Origin of the sequence: Oceaniovalibus sp. ACAM 378, assembly GCF_008085915.1 — a bacterium.
Classification (GTDB): domain Bacteria; phylum Pseudomonadota; class Alphaproteobacteria; order Rhodobacterales; family Rhodobacteraceae; genus Oceaniglobus.
This window is the reverse complement of sequence record NZ_VSJK01000053.1, coordinates 1-4,853: the sequence shown is the minus strand read 5'-3', so window position 1 is coordinate 4,853 and position 4,853 is coordinate 1. Positions and strand designations below refer to the sequence as shown.

Here is a 4,853-nt window from a genome sequence, read left to right as displayed (position 1 = left end):
TCGTGCGGCGTCAGGCGGGCGAGAAATCGACCGAACTCGGCGGGATAGAAGCGGGGCATGGCGGGACTCCTGAGATGCCGGGAGCCTCAGAGCATACACACCTGACGAGAAAGAACAAAGCCGGAACCAACACGTTTTGCTGACACCGCCCTTCATCTTGATAATTTCAGTTTGATACTGGACAAAACATCGCGGTTCACAGATCTTGAGATTCACCCGACGAATGCTGACGTTTTGATCTATCTGCTTTTCAGCATTCAAGCAGGACCTGCAAAATGATCATCTATGCAATGACCGCCGTCTTTTTTCTCGTCATCGATGCGATCATGCTGACTCTCGTGATGAAGCCGCTGTTCACGCGCCACTTGGGCGATGCGATGCGGGACCGTCCGATGTCGGCACCTGCGGGGCCTGTTCTATCTCGCCTATGTGGGCGGGCTTGTTTTTCTGGTCTCGGTCCCCGCCTTGCGCGATGCGGACCCGGGACGTGCAGCGCTGCATGGGGCTGTCATCGGTGCGATGGCCTCCGGGACCTACGTGTCCACCTCGACGTCGATCTTGAAAGACTGGTCTTGGCAGATGGTCGCAACGGATACGATCTGGGGCGCGGTGCTGACGAGATTTTGTGCCTGGGCCGTCGTCGCTCTGATTTTGCGCTTCCAAGACTGACTTTGCTGGGATCGTCTTTGGTCCAGTTTGATTTTACTGCATCAGGTGCAAATCCGGAGACCCGACATGTCGCGGAGACGGCGGTCGCTGGAACTGAGCAGGTCAGACCGCGTCATTACTCGATTAGGCAGAGTCATCGCCTCTACTGCGCAACATGTCCTTCCCACACGGGAAATCGTGCGACGCGGAAATTAAGCTATGATTGGCCGTTCACTGAAGGGACGTAGAGGAGCCAGCCGCTGGAGAGCTTGTGAAAAAAGACGATAAAATAAATTATTTCAATTGACGCTTTATCTTATTGATTGGCAACTACGGCGCACCGCTTTCAAATGACAACAAAACAAGGAACATAAAATGGCAGACATCGATCTGAACAGCATGTCGCTGGATGACCTCAAGACCCTCCAGAAGAACGTGAATAAGGCCGTCGACGGCTATCACGACAAACAGCGCAAAGCGGCACTTGCGGCGGCTGATACTGCTGCACGGGAAATGGGCTTCACATTGGCCGAATTGACTGGCGGACCAGTTAAGAAGACGAAAGCTGTTTCGCTGTCAAAATATCGCCATCCGGAAAATTCTGAGCAAACCTGGACCGGCCGCGGTCGTCAGCCGGACTGGCTGAAGGACGCATTGGAAAAAGGGCAGTCGAAAGAAGAATTCCTGATCGCCTGATCCGTCTCAGGATACGTCTACCCGGCGGCAGTCATGCCGCCGCGGTCAGGCTTCAGCGCCTCTCCGCTTTGATGGATCACCATGCGTTCTGCGGGGAAAGGTTTGATCAGCGCAAAGGCTTCGTCAGGCGTACCGGTCAGCCACTGCGCATAATCCTCGGGGGCGAGGATCATCGGCATCCTGTCCGGGTGGGTATCCTTCACCAACGCGTTCGGTGTTGTCGTGACCATTGAACGGGTAATCTTCTCGTGCAGATCGCCACTCCCGTAGTTGCCCTTGTAGGACCGCCAGACGCCCGCAAGGGCAAAGGGTGGCCGCTCCTCTCCGCCCGTTACAACAAACCAGACGTATGTTGCGGGATTGTGGCCCTTCGCCTCGCAAAGGCTTGTTGCAGGGATCAGGCAGCGCCGCTCCTCGAAGCTCTTCCTCCAGAAACCTGACGTGCGCAGTTTGTCGTCGCGCGCATTGTTCACAGCCTTCGGCTGGATCGGCTTGCCGGTCTGCTTTGAGGCCTGCGACATCACGAAGCTCCAGCAGGCGGTTCGGAGCGCAGCCAGCGGCTGCCGTCATCGTTCATGCCAACAATCGGCGCCATGCCCTTCGGAAAAATGGCGGTCAGCGGCTCAGCGTTTCCAAGATCGTCATGGGACGCGTCGATCGCGAAAAGCCTTCGCATCGCGTCCTTGGCCATCGTGTTGGAGTAACGGTTGCACATGATGAAATTAAACAACTTCTGCATGGGCATGTCTACAGAGGCAATCGGCCTGGGCGCTCGGCACCTGCGCGGCTTTGGCTCACGCACTGATCATGCTCTAGGCGAGAAACAGCTTGATTGCACAAAATCGGTAAGCAGGTCAGGAACAGCGGGTCCGATCCATTGGTTATATCTACAATTGGAAACAGCAACAGAAATGAGACTGACTATGGACCATTCCAAGCATACACCGCTCCGCTCTGACGAACTGACCGAAGTCAACCTTGATGGTGCGGCTGTCTATGGACCGGACGACAGCAAAATCGGAAGTGTGGCTCACCTGCACGGTATGGGAGACAACGCGCAGGTAATCGTCGATGTCGGTGGCTTTCTGGGCATGGGGGCCAAGCCTGTCGCACTCGACGTATCACGCCTGAGCTTCATGCGCGACGAAAGTGGCGACATCCATGCAACATCTCCGATGACCAAGGATCAGCTGAAAGAGCTGCCTGAGCATCACCAGTAACAATAACGCGGCCGGTCCATCCGGTAGCGTTCACGGGCTTCGCCTATTCGTTCGATGCAACCATTATGGAGGCGGCATGGGCAACAACCCCGGTGGCCGCCTTCAGCGCTCCGGAAAGCTCTGGCAGGGTAATATCCCCATCCTGCGCCACCATCTCTTCAAGAAAGGCCTGATGAGCTGCAAGTTTGCCATGGCCCGGAGGGAGACCCCGCGCCTCCATCGCGACTGACCCCGTCTCGCGCAAATTGAGCTGCAATCGCACACCTGTGGCCGCCGATAACCTCAACCGGGCCGCAGCGGCGCGACCACTCAAATCATCTTCGATATATGCTTTAAACCGCGCCCTGAGCGCATTCGGCAGTGCTACTGACAGGAAACATTTTCCTGCAAAAGGATAAAACACAGATCAAACCAAAGGAATATCCAGGGATTCAAGTTTTAAGTTTGCAGCTTTATTCGCATAAATCAGTGTTTTTGATGTGCCAGTGAGTTCAAGCGACCTCAAGCGATTTAACCGCTGCGGCCAAGCGCATCGATAGAACGTTAACATCGAACGGTTTGATTATATAATCAGTGGCACCGGCCTCATAGGCCTGCGCCACATATGACTTGTCGGCCATGGCCGTGACCATAATGATCGGGCAAGCAGCGAAGTCAGGTAGGCGCCGCAGAAGATCGCAAAACTCGATGCCATCCATGACCGGCATGCGGATATCGAGTAGAATGCACTGGAAAGGTTCCCTGGCTGCAGTGATGAGTTCCAAGGCGTGTCCTGCACTCGCGGCTGTATAGATCTCTTTATATCCAATCGTGGGAACAAGTATGCTCAGCATTTCAAGGACGAACTCGTCGTCGTCGACGGCAAGTATTCTCATGAACCTCTTTCTCCTTGATAAGGGGCTGGACGGATGATGAGTGACCGCAGTGCCCCTTTACTGTTTGACCTGATCCTCGTGAACCTGTTTGTCGCAACCCAATGCCTCAAATTACAGCAATTGCAATATTAGGCAGCCCGAGGGCGTCCATGATCTGCCGCGAAAGGGTCATCGGGTCGAATGGTTTAACAATAACCTCTATCCCACCGGCCTTTAGCAGGGCCGCCCTTTCAGAATTGTGTGCTTTGCCTGTCATGAAAATCGCCGGAACGTCACGATAATTCGGGAGTTCACGTAGCCTTTTCAGCAGGAGGTCACCACTCATGTCCGGCATCATCACATCCAGCAGAATAACGTCTGCGGTAAAGCTTGCCGCGCAAACCAAGGCTTCTTCTCCCCCGGCGCACTGCTGGAGATCGAACTCACCAGAAAGTTCGATCGACATTCTGCAGATTAGTAAAACATCGGCGTCGTCTTCGACATGAAGGATTTTGAGTTTCTTGTTCAACGGTCGTCACCTTTTGACCTCATCTGCTCCGCTGTTAGCCTTATTGAACCATTAATCCAACCCGACGACGGGCTTTCTCCCAAACTGAACCGGTAGTAAAGTCGTGAACCGAACCGCGCCGGGTTTACTGGAAGCTTTGAATCCTGAGAAAACCGAGACCCCGGGATAAAAGCGAGATGGCGAACCCCTGTTCACCGGAAGACCGTTGCCGCGCGGTGCCGGTGTTTGAGTCAAAGGAGTTGTCCGCCGATTTCATGCAGCGTCGCTGATTTCAGGGGGGCTGATTTCGTTCTCCGGGCTGAGCCAGACGGGTCCGGCAGGTTGCCAGGTCCGGGTTTTGCCTTACCAGCGTTGCGGGTCTGTGCGCGGACATTTGCATAGGGTATGGCGCGGCTGGCCAACGTTGCGTGATCATGCCTAGCATGCCTAGCATGGCGCGCATTTGGCGTGATGAAGCGGATGGCGCTGTGCAGATGCCCACCATTATACCAACTGGCGAAGGATTTCACCCAAGCCTGAGCGTCCGCTGTTGTGGCGAACCCCTTGCCCGGCCAGTCCGGTCGGTATTTGCAGGTGCGGAACAGAACTTCGGAGAACGGATTGTGGTTACTGAGCGGGCGACTGTAGGACGCGGTGACGCCCAGCTTTTCCATCGTCACCTTCATGGTCGCACCTTTCATTGGGCTGCCGTTTTCGGCGGCAGAACCAGCGGGCGGGCGAGACAACCCTCGGCCAGAACCGCCCGCCGGATCAGCGCGGCAGCCAGATCCGCACTCTCGCCGGAGAACGCTGCACGCGTCCGGAGCCGACTTGACAAGGCCGAATCCCGCGCGCTGGTTGTACTTGTTCAAAATGAGCCCCTTTTGCGTCAGATGGCCGATGCCCTGAACCAGGCGCGTATGCTCG

General features: G+C 55.6%; 10 protein-coding genes and 1 pseudogene. 4 read left to right on the top strand and 7 right to left on the bottom strand.

The window, feature by feature from the left end; translation table 11 throughout:
* Nucleotides 1-275: 275 nt before the first annotated feature.
* The 3 genes and pseudogenes from FQ320_RS27015 to FQ320_RS24995 form a co-directional block, all read left to right on the top strand.
* Nucleotides 276-347: pseudogene (locus tag FQ320_RS27015) on the top strand (hypothetical protein); the annotation flags it as partial.
* A gap of 25 nt (nucleotides 348-372) precedes the next feature.
* On the top strand, nucleotides 373-669 hold the full coding sequence (locus FQ320_RS25000; RefSeq protein WP_370513108.1) for a DUF2177 family protein: 297 nt from the start codon (nucleotides 373-375) through the stop codon (nucleotides 667-669).
* A gap of 354 nt (nucleotides 670-1,023) precedes the next feature.
* A complete protein-coding gene (locus FQ320_RS24995) occupies nucleotides 1,024-1,344 on the top strand; it encodes an H-NS family nucleoid-associated regulatory protein (protein WP_148475966.1) in 321 nt (106 codons plus the stop codon).
* Between the two features lie 17 nt (nucleotides 1,345-1,361).
* Here FQ320_RS24995 and FQ320_RS24990 read toward each other — a convergent pair whose 3' ends face one another.
* Complete coding sequence (locus FQ320_RS24990) at nucleotides 1,362-1,865, bottom strand: SOS response-associated peptidase (protein ID WP_255509727.1); 504 nt, start codon at nucleotides 1,863-1,865, stop codon at nucleotides 1,362-1,364.
* On the bottom strand, nucleotides 1,865-2,083 hold the full coding sequence (locus FQ320_RS26745) for a hypothetical protein (RefSeq protein WP_255509726.1): 219 nt from the start codon (nucleotides 2,081-2,083) through the stop codon (nucleotides 1,865-1,867). The genes FQ320_RS24990 and FQ320_RS26745 overlap by 1 nt, the downstream gene beginning before the upstream one ends.
* Before the next feature lie 184 nt (nucleotides 2,084-2,267).
* On the opposite strand from FQ320_RS26745, the gene FQ320_RS24985 reads away from it, so the two are divergent.
* Nucleotides 2,268-2,564 carry a PRC-barrel domain-containing protein gene (locus FQ320_RS24985; protein ID WP_148475965.1) on the top strand — a complete coding sequence of 99 codons (297 nt, stop codon included), beginning with the start codon at nucleotides 2,268-2,270 and terminating at the stop codon, nucleotides 2,562-2,564.
* 43 nt (nucleotides 2,565-2,607) lie between these two features.
* Here the strand turns inward: FQ320_RS24985 and FQ320_RS24980 are convergent, their stop codons facing one another.
* The 5 genes from FQ320_RS24980 to FQ320_RS25970 form a co-directional block, all read right to left on the bottom strand.
* On the bottom strand, nucleotides 2,608-2,967 hold the full coding sequence (locus tag FQ320_RS24980; protein WP_148475964.1) for a transposase: 360 nt from the start codon (nucleotides 2,965-2,967) through the stop codon (nucleotides 2,608-2,610).
* Between the two features lie 88 nt (nucleotides 2,968-3,055).
* Complete coding sequence (locus FQ320_RS24975) at nucleotides 3,056-3,439, bottom strand: two-component system response regulator (RefSeq protein WP_148475963.1); 384 nt, start codon at nucleotides 3,437-3,439, stop codon at nucleotides 3,056-3,058.
* 106 nt (nucleotides 3,440-3,545) lie between these two features.
* Complete coding sequence (locus FQ320_RS24970; protein WP_255509725.1) at nucleotides 3,546-3,947, bottom strand: response regulator; 402 nt, start codon at nucleotides 3,945-3,947, stop codon at nucleotides 3,546-3,548.
* A 230-nt stretch (nucleotides 3,948-4,177) separates the two neighbouring features.
* Complete coding sequence (locus tag FQ320_RS25975; protein ID WP_187394087.1) at nucleotides 4,178-4,612, bottom strand: integrase core domain-containing protein; 435 nt, start codon at nucleotides 4,610-4,612, stop codon at nucleotides 4,178-4,180.
* An 11-nt stretch (nucleotides 4,613-4,623) separates the two neighbouring features.
* Nucleotides 4,624-4,764, bottom strand: coding sequence for a hypothetical protein (locus FQ320_RS25970; RefSeq protein WP_187394086.1), 141 nt, complete (start codon nucleotides 4,762-4,764; stop codon nucleotides 4,624-4,626).
* Nucleotides 4,765-4,853 lie beyond the last annotated feature (89 nt).

Bases quoted from the DNA above. Each gene is read 5' to 3' on its own strand.
- FQ320_RS26745 (WP_255509726.1), bottom strand. From the start codon at position 2,083: ATGCAGAAGTTGTTTAATTTCATCATGTGCAACCGTTACTCCAACACG.
- FQ320_RS25000 (WP_370513108.1), top strand. From the start codon at position 373: ATGCGATGCGGGACCGTCCGATGTCGGCACCTGCGGGGCCTGTTCTAT.
- FQ320_RS24975 (WP_148475963.1), bottom strand. From the start codon at position 3,439: ATGAGAATACTTGCCGTCGACGACGACGAGTTCGTCCTTGAAATGCTG.
- FQ320_RS24995 (WP_148475966.1), top strand. From the start codon at position 1,024: ATGGCAGACATCGATCTGAACAGCATGTCGCTGGATGACCTCAAGACC.
- FQ320_RS24990 (WP_255509727.1), bottom strand. From the start codon at position 1,865: ATGTCGCAGGCCTCAAAGCAGACCGGCAAGCCGATCCAGCCGAAGGCT.
- FQ320_RS24985 (WP_148475965.1), top strand. From the start codon at position 2,268: ATGGACCATTCCAAGCATACACCGCTCCGCTCTGACGAACTGACCGAA.
- FQ320_RS25975 (WP_187394087.1), bottom strand. From the start codon at position 4,612: ATGAAGGTGACGATGGAAAAGCTGGGCGTCACCGCGTCCTACAGTCGC.